This is a genomic window from Pseudomonas lopnurensis, assembly GCF_015070855.1.
Lineage (GTDB): Bacteria > Pseudomonadota > Gammaproteobacteria > Pseudomonadales > Pseudomonadaceae > Stutzerimonas > Stutzerimonas lopnurensis.
Genome location: NZ_JADDIX010000045.1, coordinates 21,850 through 43,089, shown reverse-complemented (window position 1 = coordinate 43,089; position 21,240 = coordinate 21,850). Strand labels below are relative to the sequence as shown.

16 protein-coding genes and 2 pseudogenes are annotated in these 21,240 nt (G+C 63.2%); 13 read left to right on the top strand and 5 right to left on the bottom strand.

Going from position 1 to position 21,240, the window contains the following annotated elements:
- The 5 genes from IN820_RS09145 to IN820_RS09125 are packed head-to-tail and all read left to right on the top strand — an operon-like array spanning position 1 to position 7,383.
- Complete coding sequence (locus IN820_RS09145; protein WP_193680673.1) at positions 1-1,125, top strand: restriction endonuclease subunit S; 1,125 nt, start codon at positions 1-3, stop codon at positions 1,123-1,125.
- 37 nt (positions 1,126-1,162) lie between these two features.
- Positions 1,163-2,452, top strand: a complete 1,290-nt coding sequence (locus IN820_RS09140; protein WP_193680672.1) for a hypothetical protein — start codon at positions 1,163-1,165, stop codon at positions 2,450-2,452.
- Between the two features lie 35 nt (positions 2,453-2,487).
- Positions 2,488-3,543 carry a PDDEXK nuclease domain-containing protein gene (locus IN820_RS09135; RefSeq protein WP_193680679.1) on the top strand — a complete coding sequence of 352 codons (1,056 nt, stop codon included), beginning with the start codon at positions 2,488-2,490 and terminating at the stop codon, positions 3,541-3,543.
- Positions 3,544-3,547: 4 nt separating this feature from the next.
- Positions 3,548-6,670 (top strand): type I restriction endonuclease subunit R, encoded by a 3,123-nt coding sequence (locus tag IN820_RS09130; RefSeq protein WP_193680671.1) that lies wholly within the window; start codon positions 3,548-3,550, stop codon positions 6,668-6,670.
- Positions 6,670-7,383, top strand: a complete 714-nt coding sequence (locus IN820_RS09125; protein WP_193680670.1) for a M48 family metallopeptidase — start codon at positions 6,670-6,672, stop codon at positions 7,381-7,383. The genes IN820_RS09130 and IN820_RS09125 overlap by 1 nt, the downstream gene beginning before the upstream one ends.
- A gap of 530 nt (positions 7,384-7,913) precedes the next feature.
- Here the strand turns inward: IN820_RS09125 and IN820_RS09115 are convergent.
- Positions 7,914-8,111 carry a hypothetical protein gene (locus IN820_RS09115; RefSeq protein ID WP_193680669.1) on the bottom strand — a complete coding sequence of 66 codons (198 nt, stop codon included), beginning with the start codon at positions 8,109-8,111 and terminating at the stop codon, positions 7,914-7,916.
- A 60-nt stretch (positions 8,112-8,171) separates the two neighbouring features.
- A complete protein-coding gene (locus tag IN820_RS09110) occupies positions 8,172-9,080 on the bottom strand; it encodes a LysR substrate-binding domain-containing protein (RefSeq protein WP_193680668.1) in 909 nt (302 codons plus the stop codon).
- A gap of 97 nt (positions 9,081-9,177) precedes the next feature.
- On the opposite strand from IN820_RS09110, the pseudogene IN820_RS09105 reads away from it, so the two are divergent.
- Positions 9,178-10,392, top strand: a pseudogene (locus IN820_RS09105) (MFS transporter).
- 9 nt (positions 10,393-10,401) lie between these two features.
- On the opposite strand, the pseudogene IN820_RS09100 reads toward IN820_RS09105, so the two are convergent.
- The 3 genes and pseudogenes from IN820_RS09100 to IN820_RS09090 form a co-directional block, all read right to left on the bottom strand.
- Positions 10,402-10,521: pseudogene (locus tag IN820_RS09100) on the bottom strand (branched-chain amino acid ABC transporter permease); the annotation flags it as partial.
- Positions 10,508-11,113, bottom strand: coding sequence for a peroxidase-related enzyme (locus tag IN820_RS09095; RefSeq protein ID WP_193680667.1), 606 nt, complete (start codon positions 11,111-11,113; stop codon positions 10,508-10,510). The pseudogene IN820_RS09100 and the gene IN820_RS09095, both read right to left, overlap by 14 nt.
- A 48-nt stretch (positions 11,114-11,161) precedes the next feature.
- Positions 11,162-12,844, bottom strand: a complete 1,683-nt coding sequence (locus IN820_RS09090; protein WP_193680666.1) for an AMP-binding protein — start codon at positions 12,842-12,844, stop codon at positions 11,162-11,164.
- Positions 12,845-13,070: 226 nt separating this feature from the next.
- Here IN820_RS09090 and IN820_RS09085 point away from each other — a divergent pair, with 226 nt between their 5' ends.
- From IN820_RS09085 to IN820_RS09055, 7 genes are all read left to right on the top strand, one after another.
- On the top strand, positions 13,071-14,234 hold the full coding sequence (locus tag IN820_RS09085; RefSeq protein WP_193680665.1) for an isovaleryl-CoA dehydrogenase: 1,164 nt from the start codon (positions 13,071-13,073) through the stop codon (positions 14,232-14,234).
- 93 nt (positions 14,235-14,327) lie between these two features.
- The gene (locus tag IN820_RS09080; RefSeq protein WP_193680664.1) at positions 14,328-15,932 is read left to right on the top strand and encodes a carboxyl transferase domain-containing protein; all 1,605 of its coding nucleotides are present in this window, start codon (positions 14,328-14,330) and stop codon (positions 15,930-15,932) included.
- Positions 15,933-16,014: 82 nt separating this feature from the next.
- Positions 16,015-16,812, top strand: a complete 798-nt coding sequence (locus tag IN820_RS09075; RefSeq protein WP_193680663.1) for a gamma-carboxygeranoyl-CoA hydratase — start codon at positions 16,015-16,017, stop codon at positions 16,810-16,812.
- Positions 16,812-18,773, top strand: a complete 1,962-nt coding sequence (locus IN820_RS09070; RefSeq protein WP_193680662.1) for an acetyl/propionyl/methylcrotonyl-CoA carboxylase subunit alpha — start codon at positions 16,812-16,814, stop codon at positions 18,771-18,773. Before IN820_RS09075 ends, IN820_RS09070 begins: the two co-directional genes overlap by 1 nt.
- Before the next feature lie 162 nt (positions 18,774-18,935).
- Positions 18,936-19,835 carry a hydroxymethylglutaryl-CoA lyase gene (locus tag IN820_RS09065; protein ID WP_193680661.1) on the top strand — a complete coding sequence of 300 codons (900 nt, stop codon included), beginning with the start codon at positions 18,936-18,938 and terminating at the stop codon, positions 19,833-19,835.
- A 73-nt stretch (positions 19,836-19,908) separates the two neighbouring features.
- Positions 19,909-20,604, top strand: a complete 696-nt coding sequence (locus IN820_RS09060) for a CoA transferase subunit A (protein WP_193680660.1) — start codon at positions 19,909-19,911, stop codon at positions 20,602-20,604.
- 4 nt (positions 20,605-20,608) lie between these two features.
- Positions 20,609-21,238: a CoA transferase subunit B gene (locus IN820_RS09055; RefSeq protein WP_193680659.1), complete on the top strand. Its 630-nt coding sequence runs from the start codon at positions 20,609-20,611 to the stop codon at positions 21,236-21,238.
- Positions 21,239-21,240 lie beyond the last annotated feature (2 nt).

Sequence of the window (21,240 nt, the reverse complement as noted above, 5' to 3'; positions counted from 1 at the left end):
GTGATTCCGGAGGATTGGTCGGTTGTCAGCATCGCATCTGTAGCGAGACTTGAGAGCGGACACACACCAAGCAAGAAAAAGCCAAGCTATTGGAACGGCTCTGTACCATGGGTCTCCCTGCACGATACAAGCAAGTTAGATGCTTTAGAAATTCACTCCACTTCGCATACCATTACTGAAGATGGGTTGAATAACTCATCTGCTCGCCTTCTGCCTGCTGGGACAGTTGTTTTCTCTAGAACAGCGACGGTAGGAAAGTGCTGTTTAATAGCTAGAGCCATGGCAACTAGCCAGGACTTTGCTTGCTATGTTTGCGGGACTTCATTAAACAACTATTTCTTGGTGTACCTTTTCCGAGGAATGGATCGTGTGTGGCGTAACCTGATGGCAGGCAGCATTCACAACACCATCTATATGCCTGTATTCAAGAAGTTGAAAATTCCTCTTCCTTCGATTGAGGAACAATGCGCCATCGCTACCGCCCTCAGTGATATGGATGCGCTGCTGGACGGACTGGATCGCCTGATCACAAAAAAGCACGCCATCAAACAGGCAACCATGCAGCAACTCCTCACCGGCCAAACCCGCCTGCCGGGGTATAGCGGGAAGTGGGAAGTGAAGCGGTTAGCAGAAGTAGCACCGCTTCAACGGGGCTTTGATCTTCCGAATCCTGATCTTCGATCTGGCCCATATCCAGTGGTTTACTCGAATGGAGTGCTTAACTGTCACGCAAAATTTCAGGTACATGGGCCGGGCGTGGTCACTGGGCGCTCAGGGACAATTGGAAAAGTCACCTATGTTGAGGGTCCGTATTGGCCCCACAATACTGCGCTATGGGTTACAAACTTCAAGGAAAACGACCCACGTTTCGTCTTCTATCTCTATACACAAATCGGTTTCGAGAAATTCGCCACAGGTTCTGGTGTCCCAACACTGAACCGTAATGACGTGCATAACTTTGAGGTATTGACACCACCCACAATAGACGAACAAATCGCCATCGCCACCGTCCTCACCGACATGGACGCCGAAATCGCCGCCCTCGAAACCCGCCGCACCAAAACCCGCGCCCTCAAGCAGGCCATGATGCAGGAACTGCTGACTGGCAGGACGCGGCTGGTATGAGTATGTTGAACGATGTCTATGCTGACGGGGGAGTCTCGTGACGGATAAGAAACGCATTGCTGATAACGAGTCGGTAGCAGAGATGCTTGAGCTCATTCAAGGCGCCAGCGCCATTGAAAGACTATGGCAGGCTGTCCCATTGTTTCAGAAGATGTTTCCTCGCCTCTCCGATTTTTCAGAAAAGCTCGTGGAGCTGAAAGAGCAATCCAAGATTCTTCTGCTACCGGATCGTTTCAACGAAATCTTTGCCTCGTCAGGTTGGATTGCTTATGAGTCCATGAACATGGATGTGATGAAGAAGTCCATAGAAACGTTTGAGGCGCATGGCTTGGAAGCAGCGGAAGATTATCTTGTCAGCACCTACGATGCCGACACCTTGAAGTTGGGAATTTTAAGATTCAGTGGGCATCCGGAGTTCAGGAAAAGGGTGCGCCTGGTCGAGCTCGCAAAAGAGGACTATCTGGCGGAGCGTTACCACGCCTGCACACCGTTGTTGCTGAGTTTGATGGATGGCTTGGCCAACGATGTTTCCCGGCATGTGGGGCTCTTTGCTGACAACGTAGACCTGACTGCATGGGATTGCATTGCGGCGCACGAATCAGGGCTTCAAACTTTGGTGGCGCTGATGACCAAAGGCAGAGGTAAGACAAACGAAGAAGCCATTTCCGTTCCATTCCGCCACGGAATTCTTCACGGGCGGGAACTGGCATTCGACAACCGTATCGTGGCTGCGAAGACGTGGGCGGCACTCTTCGCAATACGGGATTGGGCTGGGGCGCTTGCCGAAGGCAAGAAGACGCCGACACCAAAACAAGAACCAAGCTGGAGCGAACTGTTCCAGTCGCTCCAGAAAACACAAAAAACCAAGCGGCTTCTTGATGAGTGGAAGCCGAGAGCGCAAGAAGATTTTGTGCACCTTCCCTGCGATGGATTATCACCCTCGTTGCCTGAGAACTCGCCAGAACGCATGGTAGCTGGGTTCATGGAAAACTGGAGGCTAGGAAGGTTTGCCCCACTTGCCGATGCGCTTTCCCACACATACGACATGGCGATGGGAAAGAAAGCCGGAGAAGCAAAGCAGGACTTCGGGAACCACAAAGTCGTTTCGTTTCAGATCGTGAGCGTGGAAGACCGCACGCCTGCCTACTCCACCGTTGCCATCAGGGCAACATTCAGCGCCAAAGATGACGTTTTCGAAGAGGAACTGAAAGTGTCGGCGGGCTATCAGGACGAAAAAGGATTGCCCATGTGCCGACTGGAGTCCGGCGGGAAATGGACACTGGTTCAGAACTCATTTCGAAGTGTGATCTACAGAAATACCCAGTAAGGAAAACAACTAATAACGCAGAAGATGGAAAGCCGATGACCGACAAATCGATCTCTCTTACCTCCGTCCCACAAGGCTATTCTGATTGGCTGGCCGAACTGAAAGGCCGCATTCATACGGCGCAGCAGCGGGCCGCACTGGCGGTCAATCGGGAGCTGGTGGGGCTGTACTGGCAGATCGGTCGCGACATCCTGGCGCGGCAGGCCGAGCAGGGTTGGGGCGCCAAGGTGATCGAGCGGCTGGCGCATGACCTGCGCACGGCCTTTCCGGAGATGAAGGGCTTTTCGCCACGCAACCTCAAGTATATGCGGGCGTTTGCCGAGGCCTGGCCGGACGCCGAAATTGTGCAACAGGCTGCTGCACAATTGCCCTGGGGTCATAACTTGGTGTTGCTGGAACGCCTGAAGGAGCCCGCGGAGCGCCTCGCTTATGCACAGGCCGCCGTCGAACATGGCTGGTCACGCAACGTGCTGAACATCCATATCGAAACCCGACTGCTGGAACGCACGGGCAAGGCCGTTACCAACTTCGGCCAGCGTTTGCCCGCACCACAGTCCGATCTGGCCATCGAGTCGCTGAAAGATCCCTACCGTTTCGATTTTCTCGGCCTCGGCGAGCAGGCACAGGAACGCGAAATCGAGAACGCCCTGGTGCAGCACGTCACCGATTTTCTGCTGGAGCTGGGCGCGGGCTTCGCCTTCGTCGGGCGGCAGGTGCTGCTGGACGTGGGCGGCGAGGAGTTTTTCATCGACCTGCTGTTCTATCACCTCAAGCTGCGGTGTTATGTGGTGATCGAACTGAAGGCCGGCAAGTTCAAGCCCGAGCATCTGGGGCAACTGGGCTTCTACCTGACGGCGGTGGATCGGCAGGTCAAACACGCGCAGGACAACCCGAGCATCGGCCTGCTGCTGTGCAAGAGCAAGAACAAGGTGGTTGCCGAGTACGCCCTGGGCGACAAGTCGCAGCCGATGGGCATTGCCGAATACAAGCTGGTGGAATCCCTACCGCAAGAGCTGCAAACCAGCCTGCCGAGCATCGAGCAGATCGAGCGGGAACTGACCAATACCCCGAATGAAAGCACCAAGGAATGATGCAATGAGCCAATCCCTGCCGCGCTCCGAGCGCAACTCGCAGAACCGCGTGGCGAGCCTGTTCACCAGCTCGGAGAACGCTGGCGGCCTGGGCTACGAACACCTGGGCAACTGGAGCAAGCGCGACAACAACCGCGCCATCGAAAGCGACCTGCTGCGCGCCAATCTGAGCGCACGCGGTTACTCGCCCGCCCATATCAACGCCGCCTTGCAGAAGCTGGAAGTCGCGGTGGATGTCACCGGCATCACGCCCTATCAGGCCAACCTGCGCACCTACCAGTTGCTGCGTTATGGCGTGCCGGTGCAGATCGCCGCAGGCCAGTCCCACGACACGGTGCAGTTGATCGACTGGATGCAACCCGAACGCAATCACTTCGCCCTGGCCGAGGAAGTGACGCTCAAGGGGGTGAACACGCGCCGGCCGGACATCGTGCTCTATATCAACGGCCTGGCGGTGGCGGTGCTCGAGCTCAAGCGCAGCTCGGTGGATGTCGGCGACGGTATTCGCCAACTGCTCAGCAACCAGGAGGAAGTGTTCAACCAGGGTTTCTTCAGCACCGTGCAGTTGCTGCTGGCGGGCAGCGATGCGCAGGGCCTGCGCTATGGCACCACCGGCACGCCCGAGCATTTCTTCGTGCAGTGGAAAGACGAACAGCCGCAAGCCGCGGTAATCGCAGGCGCCTTGCTGGATCGCCCGCTGGCACAGATGTGCAGCAAGGAGCGGTTGCTGGATCTGCTCCGCCACTTCGTGATCTTCGACGCGGGCTTCAAGAAGGTGCCAAGGCAGCACCAGTACCAGGGCATCAAGGCCGCCCAGGAACGCCTGGCCAAGCGAGAAGGCGGGGTGATCTGGCACACCCAGGGCAGCGGCAAGAGCATCCTGATGGTGCTGCTGGCCAAATGGCTGCTGGAACATGACCCGCAAGCACGGGTGTTGGTGGTGACCGACCGTGACGAGCTGGACAAGCAGATCGAAGGCGTGATGCGTAACGCCGGGGTGATAGGTGCGGAGTCGGCTTCGCCGCGCATCACCTCGCGGGCAGACTTCGTGCAAAAGCTTGGAGCCACCACGCCACGCCTGTTGTGCGCACTTATCCACAAGTTCGATGCGGCCGATCTCAAGGGCGAACCACCGTCTATTCACGGACGTTTCTATGTGTTCGTGGACGAGTGCCATCGCACTCAGGGCGGCAACATGAACAAACAGATGAAACGCTGGCTGGCCGATGCCCTTTTCCTCGGCTTTACCGGCACGCCGCTGCTGCGCAAGGACAGGCAAACCACCCGCGATGTGTTCGGCACCTACATCCACACCTACAAGTTCCACGAAGCGGTGGCCGACAAGGTGGTGCTGGACCTGAAGTACGAAGCACGCGATGTGCCGCAGCGGCTGACCTCACGCGAAGCCATCGATGCCTGGTTCGAGAAGAAGACCCGCGGGCTGAACAATTTCCAGAAATCCATCCTGCGCAAGCGCTGGGCAACGATGGAAGAGTTGATGAGTGCCAAGGAGCGCAAGGAGCGCATCGTTGCCAACATCATCGAGGACTTCAGCCTCAAGCCCCGCCTGGACAACGATCGCGGCACGGCGATCCTGGTGGCGGCCTCGATCTACGATGCCTGCCATTACTTCCGCCTGTTCCAGAACACCCACTTTGGCGCTCATGTAGGCATCATCACCTCGTTCGAACCCAACCCGGCGGCTATCTCGAAGGCGTCATCCGGCAGCGACGAGCGTTACAAGTACGACACCTACAAGAAGCACGTCCTGCGCGAAGGTCAGAGCACCAAACAGTACGAAGACGAAACCAAGCGCCGCTTCATCGAGGAGCCGGCCAGCATGAAGCTGCTGATCGTGGTCAGCAAACTGCTCACCGGCTTCGACGCCCCCAGTTGTACCTACATCTACCTGGACAACGAACTGCACGACCACAACCTGTTCCAGGCCATCTGCCGCACCAACCGGCTCGATGGCGACGACAAGGATTATGGCCATATCGTCGACTACAAGGAGCTGTTCGGCGACGTGCAGCAGGCCATTGCGGTGTACAGCTCCGACGAGCTGGACATCGACGCGGGTAACGGCGGCGATAACAACATCCACTTGAAGAACTGGCTCGACGAAGGCCGTAAACAACTGGACGACGCGCGTGAAGCGCTGCATTACCTGTGTGAACCAGTGGAACAGCCCCGCGAACAGGAGCAGTTCATTCACTATTTTTGCGGCCATGCCGGCAATCCGGAGGCGCTGCTGGAAAGTGAGGCGCTACGTATCGCCTTCTACAAGGCAGTGTCGACCTACCTGCGCGCCTTTGCCGCCATCGCTCAGAACCTGGAAGAGGCCGGTTATTCCGGTAATGAAATCGATACCTTGCAGCGAGAAACCGGGTTCTATGCCGAGGTGCGTTCGGCCATCAAGCACTACAGCGGCGAAGAGCTGGACATCAAGCCCTACGAGGCCGACATGCGCCACCTTATCAACACCTACATTCAGGCGGAGCCGGCAAAGGCCCTGGGTGAGTTGGCCGAACTGTCATTGACCGAGCTGATCATCGAGACCGGTATCCACGACGCCATCGCCAAGAAGCTCAATGAGAAGGGCAAGCTATCGAAGAATGCCATTGCCGAAACCATCATCAACAACGTCCGCAAGACCATCATTCGCGACCGCCTGACCGATCCACGCTTTTATGAGCAGATGTCCAAACTGCTCGATGACCTGATCCAGCAAAGCCGCGAAAGCACCGAGGCCTACGAAGCATTCCTGCGCAATGCAGAAGCTCTGGTAAAGAAGGTGCACCAGAAACAGCACGATAGCGATGAACCCACCATCCTGCGCGGCAATACCAGCGCTCTGGTGATTTATCGCAACCTGCCGGACATCATTTCCGCTGATGCGCTGCCTGAGGACGGTGCCGTTCAAGAGCTGGAAGCGCATTACGGCGACCCGTTGGCCTTTTTGGCACTGAAGATCGACCGCCTGATGCTTGAGGAAGCCCCGGCGGGCTGGCGCGGCGACGAAGCCAAGGAACGCATCGTGCAGAACGTCCTGTACCCGCTGACCGGTCGCAACCGCGAATCAACGCTCAAGCTGTTCGATCTGCTGAAAAATCAGCCGGGCTACTGATGACACAGACACACATACGCCTGGGGGAGCTGGACATTACCGTCACGTTCAAGGCAGTGAAGAATGTCCATCTTTCTGTACATCCGCCCGAGGGTAGGGTGACGCTGGTAGCGCCGACCGGTACGCGGCTGGAAGTGGCGCGTGCCTATGCCGTTTCCAAATTACGCTGGATTCGCCAGCAACAGGCGCAATTGCTGGCACAAGCACGTGAAACGCCCCGCCAGTTCGTCACGAGGGAAAGCCATTACATCTGGGGGCGCCGCCATCTGCTCACGGTGGTGGAGCGCGAGGCTCCGCCTGTCGTGAAGATGGATCATCGGCGCATCACCCTAAGTGTTCGTCCTGGAGCCGATGCAAACAGGCGAGAAGCCATCTACCAACGTTGGCAACGGTCCTTGTTGCACGAAGCGATTCCGCCCTTGATCGTGCATTGGGAACGACGCATCGGCGTGAAGGTGGAAGGGTATTTTTTGCAGTGCATGAAAACCAAGTGGGGCAGTTGCAATCACCAACGCGCTCACATTCGGCTCAATACGGAACTGGTCAAGAAGCCTCGTGACCTGCTCGAATATGTGATCGTGCACGAGATGATCCATCTGATCGAGCCGACGCACAGTGAGCGCTTCATCGCCTTGCTGGATCAGCACTATCCCGCCTGGCGGGAGGCTCGTGCGGAACTGAACGCGCTGCCCCTGGGCAAGCAGTCTGAGTGACTTCTATCGGACCAGATAAATCGAGACTACACCGATCCGCTTATGTCCTAACTCAAGACTGATGAGTTGTCGGGATTGGTGATCTTGTAAGCGCTGCCCAGAGGTCGTGCTCGATGATGAACTCCACCACAGCAGGTGCTTCCAGCCGGTCAAGGCCTCATGGCGCATCTGGCATATTGATGCTGCAATCCATGCATGTTGCTTACCCCCACAGCCTTGGGCTGCCCGTCATAAACATGACGCTGTTGGATGTGGGATCTACTCGATGGAAGCAGTGCCCCCGAGCCCGCAAGCAGGCGGGCACCGTCCAGTAAGACGCGCTGTTCCGGCGTCGTGATAGGCACTGCCCGGTCAAGCCCACCTGTGGCCCATTAGCCTTTGATGGCGATGTGGTCGTCGCTGAGCCTGAACTTGATGGACTCTTCGCGGCGCAGCCCGAAGGCCGCCTGCAGGAACAGGCTCATGCGGATGTAGGGATCGGTAATCCTCCCTGCCCACCTTCATCCAATTCTTTGGCTTGGTCTCATTGGCTACAGCGGCCCCGGATCGGGTATCGGGTCGGGTGGCGGGGCGGCTTTTTCCAGCTGTTCGAGCGTTTCTTCCGGCAGCGCTTCAGGGTCATCCGGATCGGTGTCGTCCTCGGCTTCGTCCAGGTCGTTGAGGGGCGACTCGTCGAGCCACCAGGACTCTGCGGGTCGCGGTTGCGCATAGGGTTCGGTACCAGGCATGAACGTATCCTCCAGCAGTGCCTGGCAGGTTAGGCACGCCTGATCGCCCATCGTTCACGCTCAACCGTGCTGCGCCCACGCCTGCCGGGCGATTCGCTCGCCGAGGTAGTCGAGAAAACAGCTGATGCGCGAGGCCAGGGCGGTGTTGCGGTAGTACACGGCGTGGATCGGCTGCAGCACCTCGACGGTGACCGGCGCCAGCAGCTCGACCAGGCGCCCCTCGGTGCGGTCCGCGGCGGTCATGAAATCGGACAGGCAGGCGATCCCCTCCCCCGTCAAGGCCAGCTGGCGCACCGTCTCGCCACTGGATGCGCTCAGCCGCGGTACGATCGGCAGCCGCTCGCCCAAAGGGTGTCGCAACGGCCACTGGTTGAGCGTCTCCGGCTGGGTGAATCCGAGCAGGCGGTGGCCGGCCAGGTCCTCCACGGCCATGGGTGTGCCATGTCGGGCCAGGTAATCGGGACTGGCCAGTATCCGCAACCGGCTGCGGCCAAGCGGCCGGGCGTGCAGGGTGGAATCGGGTAGCGAGCCGTGGCGCAACGCCACGTCGGTGCGATGTTCGAGCAGGTCGATGATCCGGTCGCTGCTGTGCAACTCCAGCTCGATATCCGGATAGCGCCGACGGAACCCGCCGATCAGCGGCACCACGACATGCGACATGAACGGTGCCGACGCATTGATCCGCAGCAGCCCTGCCGGGTGCTGCAGGCGCCGGGCCATCTGCTCCTCGGCGTTTTCCACCTGGTCGAGGATCTGCCGCGCCTGATTCAGGAACAGCGCACCTTCCTCGGTCAGCTCCAGCCGGCGCGTGGTGCGCCGAAGCAGGGTCACCGCCAGCTTGGTTTCGAGCCGGCCCAGGGCGCGGCTGACCCCGGATGCCGTCTGCCCCAGTTGCTCGGCGGCGCCGCTGATCGAACCGGAATCCACCACCGCCGTGAAGGCCTGCAGTTCGTCGAGTGTCATTTTCATTACTGACTCGCAGTCAATTGCGTTTGCCTTGAACCCCGATTTTCCGCAAGAGTCTGGCGCCGACACTGCGCACCTGCAATCCCAGTCGGAGTGTTCCATGCCCATCGCCCTGCTTGCGCTGACGCTCAGCGCTTTTGCCATCGGCACGACGGAATTCGTCATCGTCGGCCTGATTCCCACCATCGCCAGCGACCTCGGCGTCAGCCTGCCGTCCGCCGGCCTGCTGGTCAGCCTCTACGCTCTTGGCGTGGCAGTCGGCGCCCCGCTGCTGACTGCGCTCACCGGCAGGCTGACGCGCAAGCACTTGCTGCTGGCGCTGATGCTGCTGTTCACCCTCGGCAATCTCCTGGCCTAGCAAGCCCCGGGCTACGAAGCGCTGATCCTGGCACGCATCGTCACCGGCCTGGCCCACGGCGTGTTCTTCTCCATCGGCTCGACCATCGTCACCGGTCTGGTCTCGCGGGAGAAAGCCGCCAGCGCCATCGCGGTGATGTTCACCGGGCTGACCGTGGCACTGGTCACGGGCGTACCCCTGGGCACCTTCGTCGGACAGACCTTCGGCTGGCGCGAGACCTTCCTCGCCGTGTCGCTGCTCGGCGTGATCGCCTTCATCGGCAGCCTGATCTGCGTACCCGGCGACATCCGCCACAGCAAGCCAGCATCGCTTTCCCAGCAGCTCGCGGTACTCAAGCAACCCCGACTGCTGCTGGTCTATGCCATGACCGCAGTGGGCTATGGCGGCACCTTCATCGCCTTCACCTTTCTCGCACCGATGCTGCAGGAGATCAGCGGCTTCGCGGAAGGCACCGTCAGCCTGGTGCTGCTGGTCTACGGCATATCGGTTGCGGTGGGCAATATCTGGGGCGGCCGGCTGGCTGACAGGCGCGGGCCGATCGGCGCGCTGCAGATCATCTTCGGGCTGCTCGCCGCCGTACTGCTGGCGCTGACCCTCACAGCCGCCAATCCCTGGCTGGCGTTGCTCACCGTGTTGTGCTGGGGAGCGGTGGCATTCGGCAGCGTGCCGGGGCTGCAGGTCTATGTGGTCCGCCAGGCCGAGCACCATGCGCCCCAGGCGGTGGATATCGCCTCCGGGCTGAACATCGCCGCGTTCAACCTCGGGATTGCCGGTGGCGCCTGGCTGGGCGGGCAGATCGTTGCGCACATCGGCCTGATCCATACCGCCTGGATCGGCTCGCTGGTAGTGCTGCTCGCCCTGGCGTTGACCAACTGGAGCGGGCGCCTGGACCGCCGCGACAACCCGCTCCGACAGCAGCCAGCGACACCGGGCGAGCCCTGCACCACCGGGGCCTGAATGGCCGCGTCACTTGAAGTTGCGCGTCACCAGGCGTTCCAGCCAGCCGACGATGCCGGAGCGGAACAGCAGCACGCAGAGCACGAAGATCACCCCGAGGATGACGTGCACCCATTCACCGAGCGGCCCGGCGCGCGGGGCTTCTGGGCACGCGGCCCAGCAGGTAGAACTCTTCGTTCGGCGGGGTGCGCGCCATCGAGACCAGGCGGTTGGATAGCCCGAAGAAGGCGGCGATGCCGCCGATGTCCCAGATGTCGTCGCGGCTGAAGCCTTGCGCTTCGAGCCGCGCCTGCCAGGCATCGTCGAGCACGCCGCGCTGCGCGGCGATATGCAGGGCGAAATCCAGCATCGCCTGCTGGCGCGCACTGATCGGGGCGGCCCGGTAGTTGACCGCGAGCTGATCGGCGATCAGCGGGTCCTTGGCGAGGATGCGCAGGATCGCGCCGTGGGCGACCACGCAGTACAGGCAGCCGTGATCGGCGCTGACGGCGACCACGATCATCTCCTTCTCGGCCTGGGTCAGGCTGTCGGCGGCACGCTCCATCAGCGCATCGTGGTAGGCGAAGAAGGCGCGGAATTCGTCGGGGCGGTGCGCCAGCATGAGAAACACGTTGGGCACGAAGCCGGCCTTGGCCTGCACCGCGAGGATGCGCTCGCGCACGTCCTGCGGCAGCGCATCGAGATTTTCGGCGAGCGGAAAACGGCTGATCGACTGGGTCATGTAAACACTCCGTAATGGTAGGGCCGGCGCGGCTCCGGCCGAATGCCGTCAGTGGCGTTCGTTGAGCCCCAGCTCGACCACGCTGATCTCGCGCATGCGGAATTTCTGCACCTTGCCGCTGATGGTCATCGGGAAGTCGTCGACGAACCTGATGTGTCGCGGCGTCTTGAAGTGAGCGATGCGGCCCTTGCAAAACTCGCGCAGCGTCTCGGCCTCGACCTGATGGCCCGGATGCAGCTTGATCCAGGCGACGATCTCCTCACCGAACTTGCTGTCCGGCACGCCGATCACCTGCACGTCGGCCACCGCCGGGTGGGTGAAGAGGAACTCCTCGATCTCGCGCGGATACACGTTCTCGCCGCCGCGGATGATCATGTCCTTGTTGCGCCCGACGATCTTCAGGTAGCCCTCGTCGTCCATCACCGCGAGGTCGCCGGTGTGCATCCAGCGCGCGCCGTCGATGGCCTCGCGGGTGGCCTCCGGGTTGTTCCAGTAGCCGAGCATGACGCTGTAGCCGCGGGTGCACAGCTCGCCGATCTGCCCGCGCGGCACCACTGCGCCGTGTTCGTCGACCACCTTGCTCTCCAGGTGCGGCTGGGTGCGGCCGACGCTGGTCACCCGGCGTTCGAGATCGTCGTCCGGGCCGGTCTGGGTCGACACCGGGCTGGTTTCGGTCATGCCGTAGGCGATCTGCACTTCCTGCATGTGCATCTCGTCGATGACCCGCTTCATCACCTCGATCGGGCAGGTGGCGCCGGCCATGATGCCGGTGCGCAGGGAAGCCAGATCCAGCGACTGGCGCTCGGGATGGTCGAGCATGGCGATGAACATGGTCGGCACGCCGTAGAGGCCGGTGGCGCGTTCCTCGGCGACCGCCTGCAACGCGGCCTGCGGCTCGAACGCGGCGCTCGGGTAGATCATGGTGGTGCCGTGGGTGACGCAACCGAGGTTGCCCATGACCATGCCGAAGCAGTGGTACAGCGGCACCGGGATCACCAAGCGATCGTGCTCGCTGAGCCCGAGGCTCTCGCCGACCATGTAGCCGTTGTTGAGGATGTTGTAGTGGCTCAGCGTGGCGCCCTTGGGGAAACCCGTGGTGCCGGAGGTGTACTGGATGTTGATCGGTTCGTCGAACTGCAGGCGCTCGCCGCACTGGCGCAGCTGCTCCGGGCCGACCTGCTCGGCCATGGCCATCAACGCCTGCCACTGCAGCATGCCGTCCGTCGGCCTGGCGCCGAGGCTGATCACCCCGCGCAGCTCCGGCAGCATGTGGCTCTGCAGCGCACCGATGGCCGAGCGCTCCAGTTCCGGCAGCAGCTCGTGCAGCATGGCGTGGTAATCGGACGTTTTGAAGGCATCGGCACAGACCAGCCAGCGACAGCCGGACTGCTTCAGCGCGTATTCGAGTTCGTTGAGCCGGTAGGCCGGATTGATGTTGACCAGTATCACGCCGATCTTCGCCGTGGCGAACTGGACGATGCACCACTCGGCGCAGTTCGGCGACCAGATCCCGAGCCGCTCGCCAGGCTCGAGACCGAGCGCCAGCAACCCGCGCGCGCACCGCTCCACCGCATCAGCCAGTTCCGCCCATGTGTAGCGCAGTTGCTGATGACGCACCACCAGGGCCTCGCGCTGGGCGAAGCGCTCCACGGTGCGGTCGAAGGCCGCGCCGATGGTCATGGGCAGCAGGGGTTTGCTCTGCGGTCCGCAGGTATAGCTCGGAAGACTCATGTCGATTTTCCTCGGTCTTATGCTTGTTATGAGGCTTTACTTCCCAAGGGCGCCGGCGGTGTTGACAGTCATCCAAGGGCACGGTTACGTTAACGTAAAGGTAACTACCTGACAACCCACTCCCCCAATGACGAAAAAGGGGAGCCGGAGCGCCGGGCCGGGCGGCGCCAAAGCCGCCCAACGAACCCTCTGAAACAGAACAAATACAAGACCAGCAGGTGACCCCATGAACTACTCCAGCCTCAACTTCGCCCTCGGTGAAACCATCGACATGCTGCGCGAGCAGGTGCAGGCCTTCGTCGCCGCCGAACTGGCGCCGCGCGCCGAGGCCATCGACCAGGACAACCTGTTCCCCGCGGACATGTGGAAGAAATTCGGTGAGATGGGTCTGCTCGGCGTGACCGTCTCCGAGGAATACGGCGGCGCCGGCCTCGGCTACCTGGCCCATGTGGTGGCGATGGAGGAAATCAGCCGCGGTTCGGCCTCGGTGGCCCTCTCCTACGGCGCGCACTCGAACCTCTGCGTCAACCAGATCAACCGCAACGGCAACCCCGAGCAGAAGGCCCGCTACCTGCCCAGGCTGATCAGCGGCGAACACGTCGGCGCGCTGGCCATGAGCGAGCCGAATGCCGGCTCCGACGTGGTCTCGATGAAGCTGCGCGCCGAGAAGCGCGGCGACCGCTACGTGCTCAACGGCAGCAAGACCTGGATTACCAACGGCCCGGACGCCAACACCTACGTGATCTACGCCAAGACCGCCCTGGACAAGGGTCCGCACGGCATCACCGCGTTCATCGTCGAGCGCGACTGGAAGGGTTTCTCGCGCGGCAACAAGTTCGACAAGCTCGGCATGCGCGGCTCCAACACCTGCGAGCTGTTCTTCGACGACGTCGAGGTGCCGGAGGAGAACGTGCTGGGTGTCGAGAACGGCGGCGTGAAAGTGCTGATGAGCGGCCTGGACTACGAGCGCGTGGTGCTCGCCGGCGGCCCCACCGGGATCATGCAGGCCTGCCTGGACGTGGTGGTGCCCTACATCCACGACCGCAAGCAGTTCGGCCAGAGCATCGGCGAGTTCCAGTTCATCCAGGGCAAGGTGGCCGACATGTACACCCAGCTCAACGCCAGCCGCGCCTACCTCTATGCCGTGGCTCAGGCCTGCGACCGCGGCGAGACGACGCGCAAGGACGCCGCCGGGGTGATCCTCTATACCGCCGAGAACGCTACGCAGATGGCCCTGCAGGCGATCCAGATCCTCGGCGGCAACGGCTATATCAATGAATTCCCCACCGGCCGCCTGCTGCGCGACGCCAAGCTCTACGAGATCGGCGCCGGCACCAGCGAAATCCGCCGCATGCTGATCGGCCGCGAGCTGTTCAACGAAACGAAATAAGCGGCAAGCCACAAGCCTCAAGCGGCAAGCAGAAGCACTCCGGTGCTCGTTCTTGCAGCTTGTAGCTTGCAGCTTGCAGCTCATGGAGAAGCCATGATTCTGCATACCCAGATCAACACCCGCTCGACGGAGTTCGCCGCCAACAGCGCAGCGATGCTCGAACAGGTGAACAACCTGCGCGCCCTGCTCGGCCGCGTCAGTGAAGGCGGCGGCGCGACTGCCCAGCAGCGCCATGTATCGCGAGGCAAGCTGCTGGTGCGCGAGCGCATCGATGTCCTGCTCGATCCGGGCTCGGCGTTTCTCGAACTGGCGCCGCTGGCGGCCCATGAGGTCTACGGCGAAGACGTCGCCGCCGCTGGCGTGGTGGCCGGCATCGGCCGCGTCGAAGGCGTCGAGTGCATGATCATCGCCAACGATGCCACCGTGAAGGGCGGCACCTACTACCCGCTGACGGTGAAGAAGCACCTGCGCGCCCAGACCGTCGCCCAGGAAAACCGCCTGCCGTGCCTCTACCTGGTGGACTCCGGCGGCGCCAACCTGCCGCGCCAGGACGAGGTATTCCCCGATCGCGAACACTTCGGCCGGATCTTCTTCAACCAGGCCAACATGAGCGCCATGGGCATCCCGCAGATCGCCGTGGTCATGGGCTCCTGCACCGCCGGCGGCGCCTATGTGCCGGCAATGGCCGACGAAACCATCATGGTGCGCAACCAGGCCACCATTTTCCTCGCCGGCCCGCCGCTGGTGAAGGCGGCGACCGGCGAAGTGGTCACCGCCGAGGAACTGGGCGGTGCCGACGTGCACTGCAAGACCTCCGGCGTGGCCGACCACTACGCCGAGAACGACGAGCATGCGCTGGCCCTCGCCCGCCGCTGCGTGGCCAACCTCAACTGGCGCAAGCTCGGCCAGTTGCAGGGTCGCGAACCACGCGCGCCGCTGTACCCGGCCGAGGAACTGTACGGCGTGATTCCAGCGCAGGCCAAGCAGCCCTTTGAGGTGCGCGAGGTGATCGCGCGGCTGGTCGATGGCAGCGAGTTCGATGAGTTCAAGGCACTGTTCGGCACCACCCTGGTGTGCGGCTTCGCCCACCTGCACGGCTACCCGATCGCGATCCTCGCCAACAACGGCATCCTCTTCGCCGAAGCCGCGCAGAAAGGCGCGCATTTCATCGAACTGGCCTGCCAACGCGGCATGCCGCTGCTGTTCCTGCAGAACATCACCGGCTTCATGGTCGGGCAGAAGTATGAAGCGGGCGGGATCGCCAAGCATGGCGCCAAGCTGGTCACCGCGGTGGCCTGCGCCCGGGTGCCGAAGTTCACCGTGATCATCGGCGGCAGCTTCGGCGCCGGCAACTACGGCATGTGCGGGCGCGCCTACGACCCGCGCTTGCTGTGGATGTGGCCCAACGCGCGGATCGGCGTGATGGGCGGCGAACAGGCCGCCGGCGTGCTGGCGCAGGTCAAGCAGGAACAGAGCGAACGCGCCGGACAGAAGCTCGGCGACGACGAGGTGGCGGCCATCAAGCAGCCGATCCTCGAGCAGTACGAGCGCCAGGGCCATCCCTACTATTCCAGCGCACGGCTGTGGGACGACGGCGTGATCGACCCGGCGCAGACACGCGAGGTACTGGCGCTGGCGCTGTCCGCGTCGCTCAACGCGCCGATCGAGCCGACCCGCTTCGGCGTGTTCCGCATGTGAGCGGCCCCGGTAGGGCGGGTGCAACCCGCCAGATCACGCGCGGGTTTCACCCGCCCTACGCATCATCACCGTTGGAGTCCAAATGACCCATTTCACCACTCTCCAGCTCGAGCGAGATTCCCGCGGCGTGGCCACCCTCTGGCTGAACCGCGCGGACAAGAACAATGCCTTCGACGCCCGGGTCATCGGCGAACTGAACGTCGTGCTGGCCCGGGTGCGCGACGATGCCAGCATTCGCCTGCTGGTGCTGCGCGGGCGCGGCAAGCACTTCTCCGCCGGCGCCGATCTGGCCTGGATGCGCGAGTCGGCCAGGCTCGATTACCAGGCCAACCTCGCCGATGCCCACGAACTGGGCGAACTGATGCAGCGCCTCTACCAACTCCCGCAACCGACCCTGGCCGTGGTGCAGGGCGCGGCCTTCGGCGGCGCGCTGGGGCTGGTCGCCTGCTGCGACATGGCCATCGGCGCCCACGACGCGCTGTTCTGCCTGTCGGAAGTGCGCATCGGCCTGGCGCCGGCGGTGATCAGCCCGTTCGTGGTCAAGGCCATCGGCGAGCGCGCCGTGCGTCGTTATGCCCTCACCGCCGAACGCTTCGACGGTGATCGCGCCCGCGAACTCGGCCTGCTCGCCGAAACCTATCCGGCCAGCGAACTGGACGCCGCCCTCGCCCAGTGGGTCGACAACCTGCTCAAGAACGGCCCGCAGGCACTCAAGGCCTGCAAGCGTCTATTACTGGAAGTGGGCAGCGGCGAGTTCGATGCCGAACTGCGCCAGTACACCGAGCAGGCGATCGCCGGCCTGCGGGTCAGCCCCGAAGGCCAGGAAGGCCTGAATGCCTTTCTGGAAAAACGCAGTCCCGCCTGGCAGGAGAAGAACTGATGAGTCGACCTATCGATACCCTGCTGGTGGCCAACCGCGGCGAGATCGCCTGCCGGGTGATGCGCACCGCCAAGGCCATGGGCCTGACCACCGTCGCCGTGCACAGCGCCATCGACGCCACCGCGCGGCACGCACGCGAGGCCGATATCCGCATCGACCTCGGCGGCGCCAAGCCGGCCGATAGCTACCTGCGTGTCGACAAACTGATCGAAGCGGCCCGCGCCAGCGGCGCCCAGGCCATCCATCCCGGCTACGGCTTCCTTTCGGAGAACGCCGGCTTCGCCCGCGCCATCGAAGAGGCCGGGCTGATCTTCCTCGGCCCGCCGGCCTCGGCCATCGACGCCATGGGCAGCAAGTCCGCGGCCAAGGCGCTGATGGAGGAAGCCGGCGTGCCGCTGGTGCCCGGTTATCACGGCGAAGCCCAGGACGTCGAGACCTTCCGCGCCGCCGCCGAGGTGATCGGCTATCCGGTGCTGCTCAAGGCCACTGCTGGCGGTGGCGGCAAGGGCATGAAGGTGGTCGAGCGCGAGGCGGATCTGGCCGAGGCGCTGGCCTCGGCCCAGCGCGAGGCGCAGTCGTCGTTCGGCGACGCGCGCATGCTGGTGGAAAAGTACGTATTGAAGCCGCGCCACGTGGAGATTCAGGTGTTCGCCGACCAGCACGGCAACTGCCTGTATCTGAACGAGCGCGACTGCTCGATCCAGCGCCGCCACCAGAAGGTGGTCGAGGAAGCGCCCGCGCCTGGCATGACGCCCGAACTGCGCCACGCCATGGGCGAAGCGGCGGTGAAGGCGGCCCAGGCCATCGGTTACGTCGGCGCCGGCACCGTGGAATTCCTGCTCGATGCCCGCGGCGAGTTCTTCTTCATGGAGATGAACACTCGCCTGCAGGTGGAGCATCCGGTCACCGAGGCCATCACCGGTCTCGACCTGGTCGCCTGGCAGATTCGCGTCGCCCGCGGCGAGCCGCTGCCGATCAGCCAGGCGCAGGTGCCGCTGCTCGGCCACGCCATCGAGGTGCGCCTGTACGCCGAGGACCCGGACAACGACTTCCTGCCGGCCACCGGCACGCTCGACCTGTACCGTGAAGCGACCGCAGGCCCGGGCCGGCGCGTGGACAGCGGCGTCGCCGAGGGCGATGCGGTGTCGCCGTTCTACGACCCGATGCTGGGCAAGCTGATCGCCTGGGGCGAGAACCGCGAGGAAGCGCGCCTGCGCCTCTTGGCCATGCTCGACGAAACCGCCGTGGGCGGCGTGCGCACCAACCTCGCCTTCCTGCGCCGCGTGGTCGGCCACCATGCCTTCGCCGAGGCCGAGCTGGATACCGGCTTCATCCCGCGCCACGAAGGCGAACTGCTGCGCCCGGCAGGCGAGCTGTCCGAGGAGTTCTGGCAACAGGCCGCCGAGCACTTCCTGCAAACCGAGCTCGCCAGCGTGCGTACCGATGATGCCCATTCGCCGTGGTCGAGCCGCAGCGGACTACGCTTCGGCATGCTGGCACAGAGCCGCCTGCACCTGCAGTGCAATGGCCGCTCGCGTACGGTGCGCATGCCTTGTAGGAGCCAGCTTGCTGGCGATCGACCACTCGAAGGGGACATCGCGAGCAAGCTCGCGCCTACAGGGGCCGTGCGTCGACCGAAAGCGATTCGCCAGGGCCGCACCCTGTACCTGCAATGGCACGGCGAATGGCTGGCGGTCAGCGCCTTCGACCCCATCGCCGAAGCCGAGGCCAGCCACCAGCATCACGGCGGGCTGACCGCACCGATGAACGGCAGCATCGTCCGCGTACTGGTCGCGGCCGGCCAGCACGTCGAGGCCGGCACCGCACTGATCGTGCTGGAGGCGATGAAGATGGAACACAGCATCCGCAGCGCCCAGGCCGGCGTAGTCAAGAGCCTGTACTGCAGCGAAGGCGAAATGGTCGGCGAAGGCGCCGTGCTGCTGGAAATGGAGGAGGCCTGATGCCATGCAAAGATGGACAAGGCTTCGCCATTGTCCACCCTACGCACGAATGCAAGGCCAACGTAGGGTGGAAAACGCCGCAGGCTTTTCCACCGGTACACCATCAGCCGAAATAAACGAACGGGTGATGCCGCAACACGCACTCACCCCCTGGAGGTCCATATGAGCCTGCCCAAACACGTGCGCCTGGTCGAGGTCGGCCCGCGCGATGGCCTGCAGAACGAGCGACAGCCGATCAGCGTCGCCGACAAGGTGCGCCTGGTCGATGACCTTTCCGCCGCCGGCCTCAGCTACATCGAGGTCGGCAGCTTCGTCTCGCCCAAGTGGGTACCGCAGATGGCCGGCTCCGCCGAGGTCTTCGCGCAGATCGGGCAGCAAGCGGGCGTGACCTACGCCGCGCTGACACCGAATATGCAGGGCCTGGAGGCGGCCATCGAGGCCGGGGTACGGGAGGTCGCGGTGTTCGGCGCGGCGTCCGAGGCCTTCTCGCAGAAGAACATCAACTGCTCCATCGGCGAGAGCCTGGCGCGCTTCGTCCCGCTGCTGGAGGCGGCGCGCGTCAACGGCGTCCAGGTGCGCGGCTACGTGTCCTGCGTGCTGGGCTGCCCCTACGAGGGCGAGGTCGATCCGGCGCGGGTCGCCCAGGTGGCCCATGAACTCTTCACCATGGGCTGCTACGAGGTCTCCCTCGGCGACACCATCGGCACCGGCACGCCGGGCAAGACCCGCCAGTTGATCGATGTGGTCGGCCGCCGTGTACCCCGTGACAAGCTCGCCGGACATTTCCACGACACCTACGGCCAGGCGCTGGCGAATGTCTACGCCAGCCTGCTGGAAGGCATCGCGGTGTTCGACAGCTCGGTGACCGGGCTTGGCGGTTGCCCCTACGCGAAAGGCGCCAGCGGCAACGTGGCCAGCGAGGATGTGCTTTATATGTTGAACGGCCTGGGCATCGACACCGGTGTCGACCTCGATGCGCTGATCGCCGCTGGCGAGCGCATCAGCCAGTTGCTCGGCCGCGCCAACGGCTCGCGGGTGGCGCGCGCCCGGCTGGGCCAATGAACGCTCCGGATCGCCGCTCGCGGGCCATCCGCCAGGCGCGCGGCAAACAGACAGAACAACAAGAGAGGTATTCATGAACAAGATCCACCCCAGCGCCGCCCACGCCCTGGAAGGCCTGGTCGAGGACGGCATGACCATCGCCGTCGGCGGCTTCGGCCTGTGCGGCATCCCCGAGGCGCTGATCGCCGCCCTGCGTGACAGCGGCAAGAAAGACCTCACGGCCATCAGCAACAACGCCGGCGTCGACGGCTTCGGCCTCGGCCTGCTGCTCGAAACCCGGCAGATCCGCAAGATGATTGCCTCCTACGTGGGCGAGAACAAGGAGTTCGAGCGCCAGTACCTGGCCGGCGAACTCGAGCTGGAATTCACCCCGCAGGGCACCCTGGCCGAGAAGCTGCGCGCCGGTGGCGCCGGCATTCCCGCATTCTTCACCCGTACCGGCTACGGCACGCTGGTCGCCGAAGGCAAGGAAACCCGCCAGTTCAAGGGCGAGTGGTACGTGATGGAGCAATCGCTGACCGCCGACATCGCCCTGGTCAAGGCGTGGAAGGCGGACAAGGCCGGCAACCTGCTGTTCCGCAAGACCGCGCGCAACTTCAACCCGCTGGCGGCCATGGCCGGTGAGACCTGCGTCGTCGAGGTGGAGCAGATCGTCGAAACCGGCGAGCTGGACCCGGACCAGATCCACCTACCGGGCATCTACGTGCACCGCATCGTGCACAACCCGGACGCCGAGAAACGCATCGAAAAACGCACGGTGAGGAGCTGAGAGCATGGCCTGGACACGTGAACAGATGGCGCAACGCGCCGCCCAGGAGCTGCAGGACGGCTTCTACGTCAACCTCGGCATCGGCCTGCCGACCCTGGTGGCCAACTACATCCCCGAAGGCATGGACGTCTGGCTGCAGAGCGAGAACGGCCTGCTCGGCATCGGGCCCTTTCCCAGCGAAGACGAAATCGACCCGGACCTGATCAACGCCGGCAAGCAGACCGTCACCGCCCTGCCCGGCTCGAGTTTCTTCGACAACGCGCAGAGCTTCGCCATGATCCGCGGTGGCCACATCAACCTGGCCATCCTCGGCGCCATGCAGGTGTCGGAAAAAGGCGACCTGGCCAACTGGATGATCCCCGGCAAGATGGTCAAGGGCATGGGCGGCGCCATGGACCTGGTGGCCGGGGTCAAGCGCGTCGTGGTGCTGATGGAGCACACCGCCAAGGGCGGCGCACACAAGATCCTGCCGGCCTGCGACCTGCCACTGACCGGCCTCGGCGTGGTCGACCGCATCATCACCGACCTCGGCGTGCTGGACGTCACCGAGCAGGGCCTGACGCTGGTGGAACTGGCCGAAGGCGTGAGTATCGAGGATATCCGGCAGGCCACCGGCTGCCCGATCCAGCGCTGAGC